We start from the raw sequence: 19,529 nt of genomic DNA on the forward strand, positions 1-19,529 counted from the left end.
GGGCACGCGGGTCACGGGATCACTGCGCCTTCGGTGCCGTGTCCGGCGGCAGCTGGTAGCTCCACGTCTCGGTCAGCGGACGGTTGTCGCCCGAGACCAGCGCCGCGCGCAGCTCGACCACCTTCTTCGGGTCCTTGACCTTGAAGCGCAGCGTCAGCCGCTGTCCCTTGGTCGCCGGATTGACCTGCAGCACGCGCTCGATCAGCTCGGCGTTGTCGCTGAGGCTGACCTGCGGGTTGATCTGCGCGCTGGGCGCGAGATTCGCGAGCGGGGCGCCCTCGAAGTCGATCAGGAGCCCGACGCTGCCATCGAGATGGCGAATCAGGTTGGCCTGCATGATTTCACCGGCCGAGCGCAGCGTCTGCTTGACCCATGCCACGTCCTTCGGCACGAGCGCGCGCTCGTCCATCGTCCAGTGCATCGTGTAGTTGGCCACCAGTGGCGTCCCCTTCGCGGGCAGCGCGTCGGGCGTCCAGAATGCGACGATGTTGTCGTTGGTCTCGTCAGGCGTGGGAATCTCGACGAGCTCGACCTTGCCGCGTCCCCAGTCGCCCTCGGGCACGATCCACGCGCTGGGCCGCAGGTCGTAGCGATCCTTGAGGTCCTCGTAGGACGAGAAATCGCGGCCGCGCTGCAGCAGGCCGAAACCGCGCGGATTGTTCACGGTGAACTGGCTGATGGCCAGATGGCGCGGATTGTTCAGCGGGCGCCAGAGCCATTCGCCGTCGCCGGTATGGATCGACAGGCCGTTGGAGTCGTGCAGCGCCGGGCGGAAGTTGTGCGGGTCGCGCATCTGGTTCGGCCCGAACAGGAACATGCTCGTCAGCGGCGCCACGCCGAGCTTGGTCACCTTGTCGCGCATGAATACACGCGCCTGCACCTTCAGCGTGGAGTCCTCGCCCGGCATCAGCTCGAAGCGGTAGGCACCGGTCGCGCGCTGCGAATCGAGCAGCGCGAAGAACACGAGCTTCTTGTCCTGCGGGTTGGGACGCTCGATCCAGAACTCGCGGAACGCCGGAAACTCCTCGGCAACGGGCAGGCCGGTGTCGATGGCCAGGCCGCGGCTCGACAGGCCATACACCTGACCCTTGCCGATCACGCGGAAGTAGCTCGCGCCGAGCACGCTCATGACTTCGTCGAGCTTGTCGGGACGGTTGACGGGGTACATCACGCGGAAGCCCGCGTAACCGAGCTTGCTCGTGGCCGAGCGGTCGAGCTTGAGGTCGCCGAAGTCGAACCGCGACATGTCGTAGCGGATCTCCTGCACGTTGTTGCCGACGATCTCGTTGATGCGCACCGGCGAGCTGAACTGCATGCCCTGATGGTAGAACCCGAGCTTGAACGGCGTGCCCTGATTCTTCCACTCGAGGTTGTCGGTGCGCGGCTGGATCTTGATGTAGTCGGCGAACTGCATCTGCTGGAACGCCGGCGGCAGATTGTTCGCGGGTGCCACGTAGGGCTTGTCGGCCAGGCTCTTCGCGCGTGCGGTCACGTCGTCGAGCGAGAAGGCAAATGCGGCACCACCGTGCAGCACGGCCAGCATGGCGGCAAGCGCGGGCAGGACGCCCCGGGTAAATGTCGCGACAAAGGCTGCTGTCAAGACCGATTCCTCCAGTAAGACGGGTTGGAAAATGTTGCCACAGTCGTGCTGCGGTGCAAACCGCTAGTGTATAGACGGTAAACTGCGGGCGTAGTGCCTTAAAAGTTACGTTTTTGCGTGGCGTGCCTGCAACGGCATGCGTGCGCTGTAAAAAAGTCCGACAAAGTCGGGCATACGTCAGGCGCGCGTTCGGGCAGAGTCGAGCGCGTCGCTGACCTACATAACGGAAAAACGATCCGATGAGACTGCTCACCTCGCTGGCTGTTGCCGCCAGCCTGCTCTGCGCCCCTGCCTTTTCCGCCCTTGCCGCCCCGCCCGACGCCGCTCCGCCCGACAGCGCGCAGGCTTCCCCCGCGTCGGTCGCGGAGCGCAACGCGTTCATCGACAGGCTCATCGCGCGCATGACGCTCGAGGAAAAGATCGGCCAGCTGCGGCTGATCAGCATCGGCTCCGACATGCCGCAGCCGCAACTGCGCAAGGAACTCGAGGCCGGCCGCGTGGGCGGCACGTTCAATTCGGTGACGCCGGCCGAGAACCGTCCGCTGCAGGAGGCCGCGGTCAAGAGCCGGCTCGGGATTCCCATCTTCTTCGCCTACGACATCGTGCACGGCCATCGCACGATCTTCCCGATCAGCCTGGGCGTGGCCTCCACGTGGGACATGGGCGCCGTGGAACGCGTGGCGCGCGTGTCCGCGCTCGAGGCCACGGCCGACGGCATCGACATGACCTTCGCGCCGATGGTCGATATCTCGCGCGATCCGCGCTGGGGCCGCACGTCCGAGGGTTTCGGCGAGGACCCGTTCCTCGTGTCGCAGAGCGCGCGCGCGATGGTGCGCGGCTTCCAGGGCGCGTCGCCGGCCAATCGCGACAGCCTGATGGCCGTGGTCAAGCATTTCGCGCTGTATGGCGCCGTGGAGGGTGGCCGTGACTACAACACGGTGGACATGAGCCCGATGCGGATGTTCCAGGACTACCTGCCGCCATACAAGGCCGCGATCGATGCGGGCGCGGGCGGCGTGATGATCGCGCTCAATTCGATCAACGGCGAGCCCGCCACCTCGAACAAATGGCTGCTGCGCGACCTGCTGCGCAAGCAGTGGGGCTTCAAGGGCCTGACCGTCAGCGATCATGGCGCGATCGACGAACTGTTGCGCCACGGCGTGGCGAAGGATGGCCGCGAGGCCGCGAAGCTCGCGATCGAGGCGGGCGCGGACATGAGCATGCATGACTCGCTCTATCTTCAGCAGCTGCCGGGCCTCGTGAAATCGGGCGCGGTGCCCGTCGGCGTGGTCGATGAGGCCGTGCGCGAAGTGCTGGGCGCGAAGTACGACCTCGGGCTGTTCGCCGACCCGTATCGCCGTATTGGCCGTGCCGCCGACGATCCCGCCGATGTGGAAGCCGACAGCCGCCTGCATCGCGAGGACGCGCGCGACGTGGCGCGCCGCTCGCTCGTGCTGCTCGAGAACCGCAACCAGACGCTGCCGCTGAAGAAGGGCGGCACGATCGCGGTGGTGGGCCCGCTCGCCGATGCGCCGATCGACATCATGGGCAGCTGGTCCGCGGCCGGCAAAGGCAAGCATTCGGTCACGCTGCTGCAGGGCATGCGCGACGCGCTCGGCGATCGCGGCCGCGTGCTCCACGCGCATGGCGCGAACCTGACCGACGATCCGCGCGTGGTCGAGTACCTGAACTTCCTGAACTGGGACATGAAGGAGCTCGTGCAGGATCCGCGCCCGCTCGGCGAGATGATTGCCGAAGCGGTGGCGGCCGCGCGTGCCGCCGACGTGGTGGTGGTGGCCGTTGGCGAGTCGCGCGGCATGTCGCACGAGGCGTCCAGCCGCACCACGCTGTCGCTGCCCGGCTCGCAGCAGACGCTGCTCAAGGCGCTGAAGTCCACCGGCAAGCCGATGGTCGTGGTGCTGATGAATGGCCGGCCGCTCACGCTGAACTGGGAGAAAGAAAACGCGGACGCGATGCTCGAGACCTGGTACGCGGGCACCGAGGGCGGGCATGCCATCGCCGACGTACTGTTCGGCGACTACAACCCGTCGGGCCGCCTGCCGATCTCGTTCCCGCGTTCGATCGGCCAGATTCCCACGTATTACAACCAGCTGCGCATCGGGCGTCCGTTCACGCCGGGCAAGCCCGCGAACTACACGTCGCAGTATTTCGAGGAAGCGTCGGGCCCGCTGTACCCGTTTGGCTACGGCCTCAGCTACACGCAATACGCGGTGTCCGACGTGCGGCTCTCGCGGGACACGATGCGTGCGGGGGAACGTATCGAAGCCAGCGTGACCGTGAAGAACACGGGCGCGCGCGACGGCGAGGTGGTCCTGCAGCTGTACCTGCAGGACGTTGCCGCTTCGGTCGTGCGGCCGGTCAAGGAGCTCAAGGACTTCCGCAAGATTCCGCTCAAGGCGGGCGAGTCGCGCGTGGTGTCGTTCCCGATCGACGAGGACAAGCTCAAGTTCTACAACGCGAAGCTCGATTATGTGGCGGAACCGGGCGAGTTCAACGTCCAGATCGGGCTCGACGCCGAGAACGTGAAACAGAAGACGTTTGTGTTGCGTTAGTGCGGGAGCGCCGTTTGCACTACCATGGATAAACGTCCGCTCCGGAGATCGCTTCCATGCCTCGCCTCGCTCGCAGTCTGGTTATCACGTCGCTGTTGGTAACGGCAAGCGGTCTGCTCGCGTCACTGCCGTTGCCACAGCAACTCCACCATTCGATGGCGCGGGCGCAGCCGTCGGGCGACGCCGCCATCAATAACGCGATCTCCAACGCCGTGCGCGAAGGCGAACCCCAGTTCCGCCCCACGCCCAGCCAGCCGCCGTCGCGCGACGCCGAGTGCGATTCGCTCGCGGCCCAGATCGGCGATTTGCCGCGCCGCAGCTATCGCCCGTCGGGCCAGAACGTCGAAAACAGCCAGGGCACCGACATCCCGACCGTGGAGCGCGACCGCACGCGCCGGCAGCTCCAGCGCGTCTACAACGAGAAGTGCGCCGATCACAGCTGATCGCCTTTTCGCCCCGATGTGGCGCATTTGTTTCACCGATTCGGTGAAAAAACCATATGTTTCATGGTAATCCATGATGGAACGTTTGTTGCTCTGAGTTTAGAGTTGCAACATTCGACTCATAGGAGTGCCACCATGAAACACCATCGCCTGGCCCTTGCGGCCATGTTCGCCACCCTGCTGCCGCTGGCCGCCAGCGCCGCGGACGTGGCCGCGAGCCCCACGCTGAGCAAGATCAAGTCCGGCGGCGTGATCTCGATCGGCCACCGCACGTCTTCCATCCCGTTTTCGTACTACGACGCGAACCAGAAGGTGATCGGCTTCTCGCAGGACATCTGCGACCGCGTGATCGACGCCGTGAAGAAGGAAACAGGTGTTGCAGCGCTGCAGGTGCGCATGGTGCCGGTCACGTCGCAGAACCGTATCTCGCTCGTGCAGAACGGGACCGTGGACCTCGAGTGCGGCGTGACGACCAACCTCAAGGCCCGCCAGCAGCAGGTCGCGTTCTCGACCACGTTCTTCGTGGCGGGCACGCGCCTGCTCGTGAAGAAGAACAGCCCGATCCGCGATTTCGGCGATCTGTCGGGCAAGTCCGTGGTGACCAACGCCGGGACGACGTCGGAGCGCATCCTGCGCCGGCTCAACGACGAGAAGGGCGCAAATATCACGATCCAGAGCGCCAAGGACTATGGCGAGTCGTTCCTGATCCTGCAGTCGGGCCGCGTGGCCGCGTTCATGATGGACGACGTGCTGCTGTCGGGCGCGCGCACGCTGGCGCCGAACCCGTCGGACTGGGCCGTCGTCGGCACGCCGCAATCGTTCGAGGCCTATGCGTTCATGATGCGCAAGGACGATCCGGGCTTCAAGCAGGTGGTCGATGGCGCGATCACGTCGCTGATGAAGAGCGGCGAGATCGATACGCTCTATGCCAAGTGGTTCGCCAAGCCGGTGCCGCCGAAGAACATCAGCTTCGATCTGCCGGTGAGCGAGCCGCTCAAGCGCGCGTACGCGAACCCCAGCGACGAGGCCTTCGAGTAAGCGTCGGCCCGGACGCGATGGGGCGGGCGGTGGTACGCTTGGCGCTGCCATGCATCCGTAGCCTATCGCATCGACCGCCAAGGAGTTCCGATGTCCGTCGCCCCCGTCCTCCCGTCAGCCCGGGAAGCCGTCCACAACCTGCGCGCGTCGCGCATCCGCGAGGTGGCCAATGCTGGCATCGGCCTCCCCGACGTGCTGCCGTTCTGGTTCGGCGAATCGGACCAGGTCACGCCCGCGTTCATCCGCGACGCGGCCAGCCGCGCGCTGGCCGACGGGGCCACGTTCTACACGCACAACCTCGGCATTCCCGCGCTGCGCGAGGCGCTGGCCGCGTATGCCACGCGCCTGCATGGCGCCACCGCGGTCGATAACGTCGCGGTCACCAGCGCCGGCGTCAATGCGCTGATGCTGGCCGCGCAGCTCGTTGCCGGGCCCGGCGACCATGTGGTGGCGGTCACGCCGCTGTGGCCGAACCTCGTCGAAATTCCACGCATTCTCGGTGCCACCGTGGAAACAGTGTCGCTCGACTATGGGCCGCAGGGGTGGGCGCTGGACATCGACAAGCTGCTTGCCGCGCTCAAGCCCGGCACGCGCGCGGTGATGATCAATTCGCCGAACAATCCGACCGGCTGGGTGATGCCGCGCGCCGCGCAGCAGATCGTGCTCGATCACTGCCGGCGTCATGGCATCTGGATCATTGCGGACGAGGTGTACGAGCGCCTCTACTACGGCGACACCGATGGCGACGCACTGACCGCGCCGTCGTTCCTCGATATTGCCTCGCGCGACGAGCGCGTGATCAGCGTCAATTCGTTTTCCAAGGCCTGGCTGATGACGGGCTGGCGCCTCGGGTGGATGGTGCTGCCGGCCGCGCTGACCGCGGATCTCGGCAAGCTTATCGAGTACAACACGTCGTGCGCGCCGTCGTTCGTGCAGGAAGCGGGCGTGGTGGCCGTGCGCGAGGGCGAGTCGTTCACGCGGGAACTGGTCGCGCGCACGCGTCAGGCCCGCGACCATCTGGTGAACGCGCTCTCGTCGCTGCCCGGCGTCGATGCACGGGCGCCGGACGGCGCGATGTATGTGTTCTTCCGCTTCGACGCGCAGACGGGTGGTGCCACCGACAGCCTCGAACTGTGCAAGCGGCTCGTGCGCGAGGCGCGCATCGGGCTCGCGCCGGGGAGTGCGTTTGGCGACGAGGGCGAGGGGTTTGTGCGGTGGTGCTACGCGTGCGATGTCGCGCGGCTCGACGAAGGCGTCGCGCGTTTGCGGCAGTACCTCGCTCGCTAGCGCGGACCGGTAGCCGGGGACTACCGGGCGCTTAGCGAGCCGACACGTCGACGGCCTCCTGCGACCACCCACCCCCGAGCGCCTGCATCAGCGCCGCCGTATCCGCCAGCCGGCTCGCACGCGCCTGGGCCAGGTCGAGCGCCGCCTGCCGGGACTGGCGTTCCGCGTCGATCACCGTGAACTGGCTCACACCGCCGAGCCGGTACTGCTCGGACACGATCGCCAGCGTGTCGCGCGTCTGCCGCGCGTTGTCGGCGCGGGCCGCCAGCGTGCCGGCGTCCGCCTCCAGCGCGCGCAGCGAATCCGCCACGTTCTGCAGGCCCTGCAGCACGGCCTGCCGGTAAGCGGCGAGCGACTGCTCATACGCGGCCTCCGATGCGCGTTTCTTCGCCAGCAGCTCGCCACCGCGGAACACCGGCTGCACGACGCCCGCCGCGAGACTCCAGATATTGAGACTGTCGAACAGGTCGCGCATGCGCGTCTCCTGCGTGCCCGCGCTCGCGCTCAGCGTGATCTGCGGATACAGGTTCGCCGTGGCCACGCCGATATTCGCCGACGCCTCGTGCAGCAGCGCCTCGGCCGCGCGGATATCGGGCCGGCGGCGCGCGAGCGTCGCGGGCAGGCTCACCGGCACGGTATCGGGCAGGTACAGGTCCTCGAGCCGGAATTCGGGCAGGCTCGCACTGCCCGGCGTCTGGCCCGTATAGACCGCAAGCTGATGCCGCGCCGCGTCGATCTGCCGCGACAGGCCCGGAATCAGCGCCTGCGTCTGCGCAAGTTCGGCGCGCTGCCGCTGCACGTCCACGCGCGCCACGCCTCCGGCCCTTAGCCGATCCTCCATGATGCCGGCCTGCCGCTGCTGCGCATCCGCCAGGGCGACGGTATCGGCAAGCTGCGCGCGCAGACCGGCCTCGCGGATCGCCGTGGTGGCGACGTTCGCCGCGAGCGACAGGCGCGCGGCCTCGAGTTCGTAGCGCTGGTAATCGACCGCCGCGCGCAGTCCTTCCAGCTCGCGCCGCTGTCCGCCGAACAGATCGAGCACGTAAGAGACCTGTACCGTCGCGCCATAGAGCGTGAACGGTCCGGGGTTCGGAAACGCATCGATGCCGACGGACTTGATATCGAACTGCTGCCGCGCGGCATTGAACTTCGCATCGACGCTCGGAAACTGCGTGGCGCCCGTGCGCGCGATCAGCGTCTCCTGCGCTTCGCGCAGCCGCGCGCTGGCCTGCGCGAGCGTCGGACTGCTGTCGAGCGCGCGGCGCACGGTCTCGTCGAGCGCGGGACTGCGGAACAGCGTCCACCATTGCTTGGGCACGTCGCCTTCGGCGAAGGTCTGGGCCTGCCCTTCGGCGGTCACCGTACGCTCTGGCTGCGGGCCGGTGGTGTAACGCGCATCGGTGGTGGCGGCCGGCGAGCGGAAGTCGGGGCCGACCGCGCAGCCGGCCAGCGCCAGGGCCGCGCAGGAGATGAGGAGGGTGCGCATCGCGGGCTCCATCGTGAAGTTAATCCAGCGTGCGCTTGTAGAAGCGCACCGCGATGGTCATGACGACGACCGTGAAGACAGCCATCGGCCAGACGTTCGGCCAGAGTTCGGTCCATCCGTTGCCCTTGAGCAGGATGCCGCGGATCAGGCGGTTGAAGTACGTCATCGGCAGCACGTTGCCGATCCACTGCGCCCACGCGGGCATGCCGACGAACGGGAACATGAAGCCCGACAGCAGGATATTGGGCAGGAAGTAGAAGAACGTGAGCTGCACGGCCTGCAACTGGTTCTTCGCGAGCGAGGACAGCGTGATGCCGACCGTCAGGTTGGCCGCGATGAACAGCAGCGCCGCGAGGTAGACCGCGACGACGGAACCGAAGAACGGTACCGAGAAGATCCAGTACGCGGCCGCGAGGATGATCGTCGACTGGATCAGGCCGATGAAGATATACGGCACGATCTTCCCGGAGATGACCTCCACGGGCTGCACGGGCGTGGCGAGCAGATTCTCCATGGTGCCGCGCTCGCGTTCGCGCGTCATGGCGAGGCCCGTCATCATCACCATCGTCATGGTCAGGATCACGCCCATCAGGCCCGGCACGATGTTGTACTGCGTGATGCCTTCGGGGTTGTAGAGACGCTGCACATCGACGTCGAACGCGGACTTGCCGCCGGCCAGCGGCGCGAGCGCGCCCTTGAGGTCGATGCGCGCGACGCTGTCCGGCAGGCTCGCGAGCGCGGCAAGCGCGGGACCCGTCGCGGACGGATCGGTCGCATCGGCTTCCACGAGCATCGCGGGCCGCTCGCCGCGCAGCAGCTTGCGCGAGAAATCGGTCGGAATGGTCAGCACGAACTGCACGTCGCCGCGCATCAGCGCCTCGCGCCCCGCGCGTTCGTCGGGCAGCGTGCCCACGACCCGGAAGTACGTGGTGTTCTCCAGCGCCGCGATAAACGAACGCGTGAAGTCGCTCTGCTCCGCGCTGATGACAGCGGTGGGCATATGGCGCGGGTCCGAGTTGATCGCGAAGCCGAACAGCATCAGCTGGATGATGGGCAGGCCGACGATCATGCCGAACGTGACGCGGTCTCGCCGCAGCTGGAGGAACTCCTTCAGCACGATGCTCCACCAGCGCTGGACCGAGAACCGCGAGCGGGTGGCTCGCCGCCTCGGTGGGGTGGGCGTGGCGGGGTTGTTCATGTGCGCTCCTTCGCCCGCGGCCTGGCCGCGCTCGCGGCCATGTTGTCCTGCGCGCCGCTCATCATGTGGATGAAGACGTCCTCGAGGCTCGTCGGCGTCTGCGCGATGCGCCGGTTCGGGCCGGCAAGCTGTCGCAGTGTTTCGCCGAGCAGCGCGCCGTCGCGTCCCGTGACGTGCAGCGCGGTGCCGAAGGCCACGGTCTGCTCGACGCCGGGCTTGCCCTGCAGCGCGGCCGACAGACCGGCGAGGTCCTCGCCCTCGACGCTCCATGTGGCGAGGTGCTGGCTATCGACGACCTCCTGCGACGTCCCCTGTGCGAGCAGCTTGCCGTATGCGATATACGCGAGCTTGTGGCACCGTTCGGCCTCGTCCATATAGTGCGTGCTGACGAGTACCGAGATGCCGCGCGCGGCAAGCTGGTGCAGCTGTTCCCAGAAATCGCGGCGCGCCTTGGGATCGACGCCGGCCGTCGGTTCGTCGAGCAACAGCAGCCGCGGCGCGTGAAGCAGGCAGGCGGCGAGCGCGAGCCGCTGCTTCCATCCGCCCGAGAGCGATCCCGCGAGCTGCGCCGCGCGCGATTGCAGGCCGAGATCCTCGAGCGCGCGATCGACGGCCTCGCGGCGGTTGGGCATGTCGTACACACGCGCGACGAAGTCGAGGTTCTCGCGAATCGAGAGATCTTCCCAGTACGAGAACCGCTGCGTCATGTAGCCGACGTTGCGCTTGATCTCGGCGGCATCCTTGAGGATGTCGTACCCCAGGCAGGTGCCTGAGCCCGAGTCGGGCGTCAGCAGGCCGCACATCATGCGGATCGACGTGGTCTTGCCGCTCCCGTTGGGGCCGAGAAAGCCGAAGATCTCGCCGCGCGCGACCTGCATCGACAGATCGTTGACCACGTGCTTGTCGCCGAAATGCTTGTTCAGGCCATGCACGTCGATCGCGAGTTCGGGTGTGCCGTTCGACGCGGCGCCGGGAGGCGGGCTGGCGTGGCTCATGATGCGCGCACCTCCACGGGCTGGCCCGGATGCAGCTTCGGCGCGTCGCCGCGCGTGGGACGCGCCTCGATCAGGAACACGAGCTTGCGGCGCGTCTCGTTGCTGTAGATGACGGGCGGCGTGAACTCGGCTTCGTTCGACACGTAGGTGATCGTTGCCGCGACGGGCGCCGCGCAGCCATCGCAGAGGATCTGCACGCGCTGACCGGTCCGGATGGACCCGACCGCGCCCTCGGGCACGAAGAAGCGCACCTTCACGTTGCCGGGCGGCAGCATGCGCACCACGGGGCTGCCCGCCGGGACCCACTCGCCGTTGCGGAACGGCGTGTCGTAGACGAGGCCCGCTTCGGTCGCGGCCACCGCCTTGCGCGAAAGCTTCCATTCCGCCTGCGCCAGCGCGGCGCGCGCGGCCTGCACCTGTGCCGCCTGCGCGGCCATCTGCGCGGTGCGGCCCGGCAGGCGGGCCACATCGACATCGCGCTGGATCTCGCGCACGCGCGCGGCATCTGACTCGGCGGTGGCGCGGCTCTCGTCGAGTTGCGCGCGGGAGATGCCGCCGATCTCGAACTGCGCCTCGTCGCGCTTGCGTTGCGCGGCGCTGCGCGTGGCCTGCGCCTGTGCCTGCACGAGCTGGGCCTGATTCACCGCGACTTCGACGGGGCGCTTGCCGGTCTGCATATCGGTCAGCTGAGCCTCTGCCACGCGCACCTGCTCCGCGGCCTGATCGCGCGCGGCGCGCTCGTCGTCGGACTCGAGCACGAACAGGGGGGCGCCCGTGGCCACCTGCTGCCCGCGCTCGACCGCGAGGCGATCGAGGCGGCCGGCAAACGGCGAGGCGACGGCGACGAACTCGCCCTCGACATAGCCCTGCCACCCGGTGGGCGCATCCCGCGAGCAGGCGGCCAGCGCGAGCGCCATCATCGCCAGCGCGGCGGGGGTGACGGCCGCAGCGACGGTGCGCCGCCGGCGAGGCGTGTGGAGGGGGGCGGAGGAGGAAGGCATGGGCAGGCTCCGTGGGTGGCCTCTGCGCGTGCGCGCGGAGGCGCAAAAGGCGGGAAAGGCGTAAAGCGTAAAAGGCGGGAAAGCGGTGTTGGATTCGCGGCTGACGGGGCTGGGCCTCGCCCGCGGTGCCGGGCGGCAGCCGTCACCCGGGCGCCAGGCCGCGTGCGAGCAGCGCGCCGACATGGCGCACGAGCGTCTCGGTATCGATCGCATCCGCCCCCGGCAGGCCGCGCCAGATATGCGTGGTCGCGAGCGGCAGCAGCGTGAGCCCGATCAGCGAGACCATCACCAGCGGTGGCTCGAGTCCCGGATTGAGGTCGCCCCGCTCGCGCGCGGCCGCCAGCAGGCCGGTGACGAGCGCGCCGCGCCGCAGCGCGATCCGCTGCACCACGCGCTCGCGCAACTGGCCCTCGGCCCCGACGATCTCGCGGATCCACAGCCCCGGTAGCCACGGCGTGGCCGATGCCACGCGAATCAGCTGCGCGGCGAGCCCGGTCATCATCGCGACGATGTCCGGCGCGGGCGCTCCGGGTTCGGCCACGGGCGGCATGTTCGGAAACACCTGCTCGACGAGCGGCTGCAGCCGTTCATCGACGACCGCATCGAGCAACTGGTCGCGGTCGCGGAAGTAATAGTGGACGAGCGCGGGCGTCACGCCGGCCTCGGCCGCGATGGCCTTGATCGGGGTGCCGGCCACGCCATGCCGCGAGAACAGCAGGGTGGCCGCATCGAGCAGCCGTTCGCGCGGACTGCCACCCGCGTCCCCGTCACCGGCGGCGGCGGCGGCGGTCGGGCGGCCGGGACCGCGCGTGCCGGGGCGGGCCGGTCTGGATCTGGTTGTCATCGTGCATTCCTGAAATCTCAGACCATATTAATTTTCGAGTTAATTAATTCCAAGGGTCGTTACAATGTCGGCGGAACGGCATGTGCAAACGTTGAGGAGACGTTCGATGGACATGTCACATACGCTTGGCTATGCTGGCCCGGCCTTGCTGCGTGGGAACCCATGCATGTGACCCAACCAATCTCCGCACGACGCGCCCCACGCAGGACGCGACGGCATTTCCAGCTTGCTCATGTTTCTGAATCGCATCGCCGCCGCTGCCGCGCTGGTGCTGGCGGCCCACGGCGTCTGCGCGCAGGAGGCGCCAGCCGTCCCGCCCGATGCCGCCACCGTTGCAGCCACCGTTGCCGCTACCGAGAGCCCGTTCGCGTTCCACGGGCAGGCCACCTATATCTGGCAGCGCAAGCCAGCGTTCAATGCCGCCTACTCGGGCGAGAACAGCCTGACCGACGCGCGCGCCAAGAGCTATTCGTTCACGAGCACGCTCGACCTCGGCCTGCGGCTGTGGCAGGGCGCGGAGTTCCACTTCAACCCGGAAGTGGCGCAGGGCGTGCCGTTCTCGAATCTGCACGGCCTCGGCGGCCTGTCGAACGGCGAGCTGGCCAAGACGGCCAGCACGAGCCCGAAGTTCTATCGCGCGCGCGCGTTCGTGCGCCAGACCTGGGGCTTCGGCGGGGGCGAGGAAACGCTCGAGGAAGACTTCAACCAGTTTGCGCGGACCGTGGACAAGCAGCGCCTCGTGCTGACGGCCGGCAATTTCGGCGTGATCGACGTGTTCGACCAGAACCCGTACGGCTCGGACCCGCGTACGCAGTTCATGAACTGGTCGTTTCTCGCGCACGGCTCGTTCGACTATCCGGCCGACTCGCGCGGCTACGACTGGGGCTTTGCGCTCGAGTACGTCGGCGACGGCTGGTCCGCGCGCTATGGCCGCTTTCTGCTGCCGCTCGAGTCCAATGGCCGCGAACTCGATACGCGGATGTTCGACCATTACGGCGACGTGCTCGAACTCGAGAAGCGCTACAGCATCGCCGGGCGCCCCGGGCAGGCGCGCCTGCTGCTATGGCGCAACAAGGCGCGCATGGGATCGTTCACGGACGCGCTGGCCTATGGGCAGGCCAACAACGTGACGCCCGACGTCGGCGACGTGCGGCGCGAGCATGCGAAGGTGGGCGTGGGCGTCGCCTTCCTCCAGGAGGTCAACGACTCGCTGGGCGTGTTCCTGCGCGCGAACTGGTCGGACGACAAGACGGAAACCTACGCGTTCACCGAGATCGGCCGGCAGGTCGCGTTCGGCGGCACGCTCAAGGGCAATGCGTGGGGACGGGGGAAGGACGAGGTGGGTGTGGCATTCGCGGCCAACATGCTGGGGCCGCATCATCACGCGTACCTGGCCGCGGGCGGGCTCGGCGCGTTCCTTGGCGATGGCGCGCTGCGCTACGGGTCGGAGCAGGTGCTCGAGGTCTACTACAGCTTTGCGGTGTGGAAAACGCTGACGCTGTCGCCGGACTTCCAGTACATCCGCAACCCCGGCTACAACCGGGATCGCGGTCCGGCAAAGTTCTACGGCATCCGCGCGCACGCGGAGTTCTGAACGAACGCCGGCCTTACTGCCGTGAATTGCGGCGGTTATCGGGCCACGGCGTGTTGAAGTTCGTGCGGAACGGGTTGATGTCGAGCCCGCCGCGGCGCGTGTAGCGCGCATACACGGCCAGCTTCACCGGCTTGCACTGGCGCTGGATGTCCGTGAAGATCCGCTCGACACACTGCTCGTGGAACTCGTTGTGGTTGCGGAACGAGATCAGGTACTTCAGCAGCCCTTCCTGATCGATCGGCGCGCCCACGTAGCGAATCTGCACGCTGCCCCAGTCGGGCTGCCCGGTCACGAGGCAGTTGGACTTCAGCAGATGCGAGACCAGCGATTCCTCGACCGGCGATTCGTCCTGCGCCGCCGACAGCAGCGTCGGATCGGGTTCATAGACATCGGTCTCGATATCGAGGCGGTCCAGCAGCAGGCCCTCGAGCTCGCCCATCTTCTGCTTCCCGAGGTCGGACTCGGTCACCAGCCGCACCTGCACCGTGCCGCCCGTCGCTTCCGACAGATCGTGGTGAAGCAGTTGCTGGACGGCTTCCGGCGACGCGATCTTGCTCTGGTTGAACGAATTCAGATAGAGCTTGAACGACTTCGACTCGACGATGTTCGGCGTGTCCGACGGAATGATGAAGCTGGCCAGCGCGACCTGGGGCTTGCCCTTGAGGTTGAGCCACGACAGTTCGTATGCATTCCAGATATCGACGCCGAAGAATGGGAGCGACCGCCCCTCGGCCAGGCCGATCTCGGTGCGCTTGGGCTGCCGCGAAATCGGGAACAGCAGCGTCGGGTCGTACTCGGTCTTGTAGGCCGAGGGCTTGCCGAGCGGCGAATGTTCCGGGGTTTGTTCCGGCGATCGATGGTTGGGCGTGTCGCTCATGGTCAGTCGGCACGGGGCCGCGAGAGGAACAGCTTGTAGACGGGGTTCTCGGTCTCATCCCAGTGTACGTAACCGAGCGTGGAAAGAAAGTCGCGGAAAGCGCGCTTGTCGTTCTTCGGCACCTGGATGCCCACGAGGATGTTCGACGTGTCGCCGCCCTGGTTCCGGTAGTGGAACAGGCTGATATTCCAGTTCGGGCTCATGCTCGAGAGGAACTTCATCAGCGCGCCCGGACGCTCGGGGAATTCGAAGCGGTACAGCAGTTCGTTGTCCGCTTCCGGCGAGTGGCCGCCGACCATATAGCGGATATGCTGCTTGGCCAGTTCGTCGTTCGACAGGTCCAGCGTATCGAACCCGTGGCGGCGGAAGTTGGCCGCCATCTTGTCGCTCTCCGCGCGGCTGGCGATCTGCACCCCCACGAAGATATGCGCGGCCTTGCGATCGGCGATACGGTAGTTGAACTCGGTCACGCTGCGCGTGCCCACGATCTCGCAGAAGCGGCGGAAGCTGCCACGCTCTTCGGGAATCGTCACCGCGAACACCGCCTCGCGCGCCTCGCCCACCTCGGCGCGTTCGGCCACGAAGCGCAGGCGGTCGAAGTTCATGTTGGCGCCGCAGGCCACGGCCACAAGGTGCTGGCCCTTGAGCTTCTCGCGCGCGGCATAGGCCTTGAGGCCCGCCACGGCCAGCGCGCCGGCCGGCTCGAGGATCGAGCGCGTGTCCTGGAACACGTCCTTGAGGCCCGCGCAGATCGCGTCCGTATCGACGAGGATGATCTCGTCCACGAGTTCGCGCGTGATGCGGAAGGTCTCCTTGCCCACGAGCTTCACCGCGGTGCCGTCCGAGAACAGGCCCACTTCCTTCAGTTCCACGCGCTTGCCCGCATCGACGGAACGCTTCATCGCATCCGAGTCCAGCGTCTGCACGCCGATGATCTTGATCTCCGGCCGCACGGCCTTGACGTAGGCCGCCACGCCCGAGATCAGGCCGCCGCCGCCGATGGCCACGAAGATCGCGTGGATCGGGCCCGGGTGCTGGCGCAGGATCTCCATCGCGATGGTGCCCTGGCCCGCGATGACGTCCGGATCGTCGAACGGATGGATAAACGTGAGCTTGTGCTTCTTCTCGAGTTCGGCCGCGTGGTTGTAGGCGTCGCTGTACGACTCGCCGTGCAGCACGATCTGCACCCACTCGCCGCCGCGCTCGCGCACCGCGTCGATCTTGACCTGCGGCGTGGTGGTCGGCATCGCGATGATGGCCTTGCACTGCAGGCGGGCCGCGGACATGGCCACGCCCTGCGCATGGTTGCCGGCCGAGGCCGCAATCACGCCGCGCCTGAGTTCCTCGGGGGCAAGGGACGCCATCTTGTTGTAGGCGCCCCGAATCTTGAACGAGAAGACCGGCTGGGTGTCCTCGCGCTTGAACCAGACCGCGTTGCCGGTGCGGGCGGAGAGGTCGTGCGCGTAGGTCAGTTCGGTTTCCTGGGCCACGTCGTACACCTTGGCGGTCAGGATCTTCTTGAGGTAATCAGGTTTGGCGGGCTTGGCGGACGGGCGGGTCATGTTGGGCAGGCAGCTTGGGGCACGTGGCACTGCAAAAAAAAGCCGGAAAAATCGGCGGAAACCGCCAATGATAATGGATGGCGCCCATTCGCTGCCTCCCGATCTCCGGACGGCAGGCGCGACGGGGGTGGTGTGGGCGTCACCGGTCGGCCGTGGGGGTGGCTTGTAGGACAGCGCCCGGTGGCGGCTCGTCACATCCCCGTGCTACGGTAATACGCGATGTCTCCGCTACCTCTGATCGCACCCGATACCGCGCTGTTTCTGGACTTCGACGGCACGCTTGCCGACCTCGCCCCACGCCCCGAACTGGTGCGCGTGGAGCCCCAACTGGTCGACACGCTGACGACGCTGCATCGATGGCTGGATGGCGCGCTTGCCATTATCTCGGGCCGGCCCGTCGCCGAGCTCGACCATTTCCTGCAGCCATTGCGCCTGCCCGCCGCAGGCGTGCACGGTGCCGAGTTCCGCAATATCGGCGAGCACCTGATTACACCGCCTTCGCCCGATATCAGCCTGCTGATGCCGCAGCTCGAGGCCCTCGTGCGCAGGCACCCCGGGCTCCGGCTCGAGGACAAGACCATCGCCGTGGCCATCCACTACCGGCAGGCGCCGGAGCTGGAGCCGCTGGTGCGCGCCGCCGTGTCCGACGTGCTGCGCGACGCCACGGGCCTGGAGGCGCTGCCGGGCAAGATGGTCGTCGAGATCAAGCCCGCCGGCGTGGACAAGGGCGGCGCGATCGCGTCGTTCATGCGCATGCCGCCGTTCGCGGGACGCCGCCCGGTCTTCGCCGGCGACGACGTCACCGACGAGGCGGGATTCTCCGTCGTCGGCGAACTCGGCGGCACCGGTGTGCTCGTGGGCCAGCGCGCGAGCGCGGCCAGCGTGAGTCTGCCGGCCCCCTCCGCATTGCGCGACTGGCTGCATCGCTCGGCGCAGGCCGCGCGCGAAACCGTCACCCGTTCCACCACTTCACACCGACTCTAAGGGAGGATTCGCTGTGAGCCATTCCCATACCCCGTCGGGCGGACCTGCCCATGTCCCCGCCGACGCCACCACGATGCTCGAACCCGCCGCCGACACCGGCACGGCGAAGACCGCCGCGGATGCGGCGGCCAGCGCCGCCATCACCGCGAGCATTGCCTCCGAATCGGCGGTGAACGTCGATCGCGACTGCTCGAGCCGCGTCGCCGATGCCTCGCTTTCGCTCGGCATGATCGGCAATTGCGCGTTCTCGGCCCTTATCGACGGGCGCGGCCGCGTCGTGTGGATGTGCCTGCCTCGCTTCGACGGCGATCCCGTTTTCAACGCGCTGCTGGACCCAAGCGAGAACGGCGGGCATTTCTCGATCGAGATCGAGGACTTCCAGGAAGCGACGCAATGGTACGAACCGAACACGGCCATCCTGCGCACGCGGCTGATGGACAAGCACGGCAACTGCCTCGAGATTACCGATTTCGCGCCACGCTTCTTCCGGCTCGGGCGCTATTTCCGTCCCATCACGCTCGTGCGCCGCATCCGGCCGGTCCGCGGCGCGCCGCGCGTGCGCGTCAACGTGGCGCCGCGCTTCCAGTGGGGCCGCATCAAGCCCGAGATCACGCGCGGCAGCAGCCACGTGCGCTATATCGGCGACGGCACCACGCTGCGCATGACCACCGACGCGCCGCTCGCGTACGTGATGTCGAACACGCCGTTCCTCGTCACGCGCGGGTACAACTTCATCCTCGGCCCCGACGAGACGCTCGCGGGCGGCGTGGAAGAGACGGCGCGCGACTTCGAGCAGGAGACCACCTCTTACTGGCGCCTGTGGACGCGCCGGCTGGCGGTGCCGCGCGAATGGCAGGACGCGGTGATCCGCGCGGCCATCACGCTCAAGCTGTCGCTTTACGAGGAGACCGGCGCGATCGTCGCGGCCATGACGACGAGCATTCCCGAGGCGCCCGGCAGCGGTCGCAACTGGGACTATCGCTACTGCTGGCTGCGCGATGCGTTCTTCGTGGTGCGCGCGCTCAACAGCCTGTCCGAAGTGGGCACGATGGAGGACTACCTGCGGTGGCTCTCCAACGTGGTCATGCAATCGCAGGACGGCCATATCCAGCCGCTGTACGGGATCGGGCTCGAACGCGAATTGCCCGAAAGCATTCTCGACCATCTGTGCGGCTATCGGGGCATGGGCCCGGTGCGCGTGGGCAACCAGGCGCAGGAGCACTTCCAGCACGATGTGTACGGCAACGTGGTGCTCGGCGCCGCGCAGGCCTTCCACGATCACCGGTTGCTCCATCGCGGCGGCCTTGCCGAATTCCAGCGGCTGGAGGACGTCGGCGAGCAGGCCGTGCGCGTGTTCGGCACGCCCGACGCGGGCATGTGGGAGTTGCGCACGCGCGCGCGTGTCCATACGTCTTCCGCGCTGATGAGCTGGGCCGCGTGCGACCGCCTTGCGAAGATCGCGCTCAAGCTCGAGCAGCCGGCGCGCGCCGCGTACTGGGGCGACCATGCCGACCGCATGAAGACGCAGATCCTCGCCGAGTCATGGTCCGAGTCGCGCCAGGCGTTCGCCGAAAGCTTCGGCGGCAAGGAGCTCGACGCGAGCGTGCTGCTGATGGCCGAGGTCAACTTCATCGACCCGAAGGATCCGCGTTTCGTCTCGACGGTCAAGGCGCTGGAGACGTCGCTGTGCGACGGCCCCTATATGCGCCGCTACGAAGCGCCCGACGATTTCGGCAAGCCCGAGACCGCGTTCAATATCTGCACGTTCTGGCGCATCGATGCGCTGGCGCGCATCGGCCGCCGCGAGGAAGCGCGGGAGATCTTCGAAGCGATGCTTGCCGCGCGCAATCCGCTCGGGCTGCTCTCCGAAGACACGCATCCGGTTACGGGCGAGATGTGGGGCAATTTCCCGCAGACGTATTCGATGGTGGGGTTGATCAACGGCGCCATGCGGTTGTCCGCGCCATGGGACAGTGTGATCTGACGCCGCGGTGCACGAGCGCTCCACGCGGCGATCCAAACAACAAATAGCCAAAGCAAACAGCCA

General features: G+C 67.3%; 15 protein-coding genes. 7 read left to right on the forward strand and 8 right to left on the reverse strand.

Annotation, left to right across the window (positions count from 1 at the left end):
- Positions 1-19: 19 nt before the first annotated feature.
- Entirely contained in the window at positions 20-1,543 is a 1,524-nt protein-coding gene (locus tag AAHB16_RS23785) for a glucan biosynthesis protein G (RefSeq protein WP_150373893.1), read from the reverse strand.
- A 296-nt stretch (positions 1,544-1,839) separates the two neighbouring features.
- Here AAHB16_RS23785 and bglX point away from each other — a divergent pair, with 296 nt between their 5' ends.
- From bglX to AAHB16_RS23805, 4 genes are all read left to right on the forward strand, one after another.
- The gene (bglX, locus tag AAHB16_RS23790) at positions 1,840-4,173 is read left to right on the forward strand and encodes a beta-glucosidase BglX (RefSeq protein WP_342052151.1); all 2,334 of its coding nucleotides are present in this window, start codon (positions 1,840-1,842) and stop codon (positions 4,171-4,173) included.
- A 56-nt stretch (positions 4,174-4,229) separates the two neighbouring features.
- Entirely contained in the window at positions 4,230-4,616 is a 387-nt protein-coding gene (locus AAHB16_RS23795; protein WP_191002149.1) for a hypothetical protein, read from the forward strand.
- A 135-nt stretch (positions 4,617-4,751) separates the two neighbouring features.
- Positions 4,752-5,654 carry a transporter substrate-binding domain-containing protein gene (locus AAHB16_RS23800; protein ID WP_150372852.1) on the forward strand — a complete coding sequence of 301 codons (903 nt, stop codon included), beginning with the start codon at positions 4,752-4,754 and terminating at the stop codon, positions 5,652-5,654.
- A gap of 90 nt (positions 5,655-5,744) precedes the next feature.
- Complete coding sequence (locus tag AAHB16_RS23805) at positions 5,745-6,941, forward strand: pyridoxal phosphate-dependent aminotransferase (protein WP_342052152.1); 1,197 nt, start codon at positions 5,745-5,747, stop codon at positions 6,939-6,941.
- Between the two features lie 31 nt (positions 6,942-6,972).
- Here AAHB16_RS23805 and AAHB16_RS23810 read toward each other — a convergent pair whose 3' ends face one another.
- The 5 genes from AAHB16_RS23810 to AAHB16_RS23830 form a co-directional block, all read right to left on the reverse strand.
- Positions 6,973-8,427 (reverse strand): efflux transporter outer membrane subunit, encoded by a 1,455-nt coding sequence (locus AAHB16_RS23810; RefSeq protein ID WP_150372850.1) that lies wholly within the window; start codon positions 8,425-8,427, stop codon positions 6,973-6,975.
- Positions 8,428-8,446: 19 nt separating this feature from the next.
- Complete coding sequence (locus tag AAHB16_RS23815) at positions 8,447-9,625, reverse strand: ABC transporter permease (protein WP_150372849.1); 1,179 nt, start codon at positions 9,623-9,625, stop codon at positions 8,447-8,449.
- Entirely contained in the window at positions 9,622-10,620 is a 999-nt protein-coding gene (locus tag AAHB16_RS23820) for an ABC transporter ATP-binding protein (RefSeq protein WP_342052153.1), read from the reverse strand. Before AAHB16_RS23820 ends, AAHB16_RS23815 begins: the two co-directional genes overlap by 4 nt.
- Complete coding sequence (locus AAHB16_RS23825) at positions 10,617-11,621, reverse strand: HlyD family secretion protein (RefSeq protein ID WP_446718128.1); 1,005 nt, start codon at positions 11,619-11,621, stop codon at positions 10,617-10,619. Before AAHB16_RS23825 ends, AAHB16_RS23820 begins: the two co-directional genes overlap by 4 nt.
- A gap of 142 nt (positions 11,622-11,763) precedes the next feature.
- Positions 11,764-12,465, reverse strand: a complete 702-nt coding sequence (locus tag AAHB16_RS23830; RefSeq protein ID WP_342052154.1) for a TetR/AcrR family transcriptional regulator — start codon at positions 12,463-12,465, stop codon at positions 11,764-11,766.
- A 232-nt stretch (positions 12,466-12,697) separates the two neighbouring features.
- Between AAHB16_RS23830 and AAHB16_RS23835 the strand changes: the two genes are divergently transcribed.
- A complete protein-coding gene (locus AAHB16_RS23835; protein WP_342052155.1) occupies positions 12,698-14,059 on the forward strand; it encodes a carbohydrate porin in 1,362 nt (453 codons plus the stop codon).
- A 13-nt stretch (positions 14,060-14,072) separates the two neighbouring features.
- Here the strand turns inward: AAHB16_RS23835 and queF are convergent, their stop codons facing one another.
- Both queF and ilvA read right to left on the reverse strand, forming a co-directional pair.
- Positions 14,073-14,936, reverse strand: a complete 864-nt coding sequence (gene queF / locus AAHB16_RS23840) for an NADPH-dependent 7-cyano-7-deazaguanine reductase QueF (protein WP_150372845.1) — start codon at positions 14,934-14,936, stop codon at positions 14,073-14,075.
- Between the two features lie 2 nt (positions 14,937-14,938).
- Positions 14,939-16,498, reverse strand: a complete 1,560-nt coding sequence (ilvA, locus tag AAHB16_RS23845) for a threonine ammonia-lyase, biosynthetic (protein ID WP_150372844.1) — start codon at positions 16,496-16,498, stop codon at positions 14,939-14,941.
- Positions 16,499-16,717: 219 nt separating this feature from the next.
- Between ilvA and otsB the strand changes: the two genes are divergently transcribed.
- Both otsB and AAHB16_RS23855 read left to right on the forward strand, forming a co-directional pair.
- Positions 16,718-17,482, forward strand: coding sequence for a trehalose-phosphatase (otsB, locus tag AAHB16_RS23850; RefSeq protein WP_342052156.1), 765 nt, complete (start codon positions 16,718-16,720; stop codon positions 17,480-17,482).
- A 226-nt stretch (positions 17,483-17,708) separates the two neighbouring features.
- Positions 17,709-19,466: a glycoside hydrolase family 15 protein gene (locus tag AAHB16_RS23855; RefSeq protein ID WP_150373891.1), complete on the forward strand. Its 1,758-nt coding sequence runs from the start codon at positions 17,709-17,711 to the stop codon at positions 19,464-19,466.
- The last annotated feature ends 63 nt before the right edge of the window (positions 19,467-19,529 follow it).

The organism is Cupriavidus sp. OTU4054 (genome assembly GCF_038440175.1).
Taxonomy (GTDB): domain Bacteria; phylum Pseudomonadota; class Gammaproteobacteria; order Burkholderiales; family Burkholderiaceae; genus Cupriavidus; species Cupriavidus pauculus_D.

What these genes read in the sequence shown, in the direction of transcription:
- AAHB16_RS23785 (WP_150373893.1), bottom strand. Translation starts at nt 1,543, where the DNA reads ATGCTGGCCGTGCTGCACGGTGGTGCCGCATTTGCCTTCTCGCTCGAC.
- bglX (WP_342052151.1), top strand. Translation starts at nt 1,840, where the DNA reads ATGAGACTGCTCACCTCGCTGGCTGTTGCCGCCAGCCTGCTCTGCGCC.
- AAHB16_RS23795 (WP_191002149.1), top strand. Translation starts at nt 4,230, where the DNA reads ATGCCTCGCCTCGCTCGCAGTCTGGTTATCACGTCGCTGTTGGTAACG.
- AAHB16_RS23800 (WP_150372852.1), top strand. Translation starts at nt 4,752, where the DNA reads ATGAAACACCATCGCCTGGCCCTTGCGGCCATGTTCGCCACCCTGCTG.
- AAHB16_RS23805 (WP_342052152.1), top strand. Translation starts at nt 5,745, where the DNA reads ATGTCCGTCGCCCCCGTCCTCCCGTCAGCCCGGGAAGCCGTCCACAAC.
- AAHB16_RS23810 (WP_150372850.1), bottom strand. Translation starts at nt 8,427, where the DNA reads ATGCGCACCCTCCTCATCTCCTGCGCGGCCCTGGCGCTGGCCGGCTGC.
- AAHB16_RS23815 (WP_150372849.1), bottom strand. Translation starts at nt 9,625, where the DNA reads ATGAACAACCCCGCCACGCCCACCCCACCGAGGCGGCGAGCCACCCGC.
- AAHB16_RS23820 (WP_342052153.1), bottom strand. Translation starts at nt 10,620, where the DNA reads ATGAGCCACGCCAGCCCGCCTCCCGGCGCCGCGTCGAACGGCACACCC.
- AAHB16_RS23825 (WP_446718128.1), bottom strand. Translation starts at nt 11,621, where the DNA reads ATGCCTTCCTCCTCCGCCCCCCTCCACACGCCTCGCCGGCGGCGCACC.
- AAHB16_RS23830 (WP_342052154.1), bottom strand. Translation starts at nt 12,465, where the DNA reads ATGACAACCAGATCCAGACCGGCCCGCCCCGGCACGCGCGGTCCCGGC.
- AAHB16_RS23835 (WP_342052155.1), top strand. Translation starts at nt 12,698, where the DNA reads ATGTTTCTGAATCGCATCGCCGCCGCTGCCGCGCTGGTGCTGGCGGCC.
- queF (WP_150372845.1), bottom strand. Translation starts at nt 14,936, where the DNA reads ATGAGCGACACGCCCAACCATCGATCGCCGGAACAAACCCCGGAACAT.
- ilvA (WP_150372844.1), bottom strand. Translation starts at nt 16,498, where the DNA reads ATGACCCGCCCGTCCGCCAAGCCCGCCAAACCTGATTACCTCAAGAAG.
- otsB (WP_342052156.1), top strand. Translation starts at nt 16,718, where the DNA reads ATGTCTCCGCTACCTCTGATCGCACCCGATACCGCGCTGTTTCTGGAC.
- AAHB16_RS23855 (WP_150373891.1), top strand. Translation starts at nt 17,709, where the DNA reads ATGATCGGCAATTGCGCGTTCTCGGCCCTTATCGACGGGCGCGGCCGC.